The organism is Caballeronia temeraria, assembly GCF_001544795.2.
Classification (GTDB): Bacteria; Pseudomonadota; Gammaproteobacteria; order Burkholderiales; family Burkholderiaceae; genus Caballeronia; species Caballeronia temeraria.
On the sequence record NZ_FCOI02000125.1, the window covers coordinates 1 to 595 of the forward strand.

Consider the following 595-nt stretch of genomic DNA (forward strand, 5'->3'; position numbering starts at 1 on the left):
TTGCGGATGTCGATCACGTCCGGGCCCATCGTGCCCTTGTAGATCGGCATTTCGACGCTCGGCGAGTTGTCGCTGAACGATAGCGTGGCTTTAACATCTGACGGGGTCATAGCACATCCTCAATCGAAGTATGGATACAGGTGTTCGATAATTTGCACGACGGAAGCTGCGCGGCAAAACTGTCTTATCGGCCTGTGTGCAGTGCAACAGGCCTATTTTGCAAAACTCCGCGAATTCCTGCTGGAATCACACGGTGCGCAGCATTTCCAGCAATCGGGTTACGTCCGGCGTCGCCAGGTCGCCTTCCGGCTCCGTGCGCGCGAGCAGCAAATCCATCAGTTCGTTGTCGCTCAGTTCCAGCAGGCGGGTCAATGCGGCCACGTCGGCGTCACTGAGGTCATGCTCATATCGGCTGAAGAAACGATCGAAGATCAGATCGTTTTCCAGCAGGCCGCGCCTTGCGCGCCAACGAAGGCGCGCGCGGCGAAGGGGATCGGACTGGTGAGATTCGTCCATTTTCAAACCGCCCGGCGCACCATCAATTCCTTGATCTTGCCGATCGCCTTGGTCGGGTTGAGCCCCTTCGGGCACACGT

Annotated in this window: 1 protein-coding gene and 1 pseudogene; both read right to left on the minus strand. The window is 57.8% G+C overall.

The genetic code is table 11. The features are described 5' to 3' along the window. Positions 1 to 246: 246 nt before the first annotated feature. A complete protein-coding gene (locus AWB76_RS38735; RefSeq protein WP_008354055.1) occupies positions 247 to 516 on the minus strand; it encodes an FAD assembly factor SdhE in 270 nt (89 codons plus the stop codon). A gap of 2 nt (positions 517 to 518) precedes the next feature. After that, a pseudogene (gene sdhB / locus AWB76_RS41450) lies at positions 519 to 595 on the minus strand (succinate dehydrogenase iron-sulfur subunit); the annotation flags it as partial.

Excerpts from the sequence above, each read along its gene's own strand:
- AWB76_RS38735 (WP_008354055.1), bottom strand. The coding sequence starts at position 516 with ATGGACGAATCTCACCAGTCCGATCCCCTTCGCCGCGCGCGCCTTCGT.